Origin of the sequence: Colwellia sp. BRX8-5 (genome assembly GCF_014077325.1) — a bacterium.
Taxonomy (GTDB): domain Bacteria; phylum Pseudomonadota; class Gammaproteobacteria; order Enterobacterales; family Alteromonadaceae; genus Colwellia_A.
The window spans coordinates 1-262 of the sequence record NZ_JACGVR010000117.1 but is presented as its reverse complement, the minus strand read 5'-3'; the positions used below and the strand labels follow the sequence as shown (position 1 = coordinate 262).

At 40.5% G+C, this 262-nt stretch carries 1 rRNA gene; it reads right to left on the bottom strand.

What is annotated here, in order from left to right:
• Positions 1 to 173: 173 nt before the first annotated feature.
• A 23S ribosomal RNA gene (locus H4J62_RS20830) occupies positions 174 to 262 on the bottom strand; the annotation flags it as partial.

Genomic DNA, 262 nt, shown 5'->3' with positions numbered 1-262 from the left:
ATCAGGTGGTGCCACAGTGCTATTGTCGCTAGACAAAAAGGTTACAATCTTGAAAGCTGTTGCTCGTTAGAGCTATAAATATAAAAGCGTATCTTATTCAATTCATTACAGTGCGTGAAGTTATTATGTCAGTCTTTTACAAACACTTCGCAGTAAAACTACTTGGGTGTTGTATGGTTAAGCCTCACGGGCAATTAGTATCAGTTAGCTCAAGACCTCGCAGTCCTTACACACCTGACCTATCAACGTTGTAGTCTCCAAC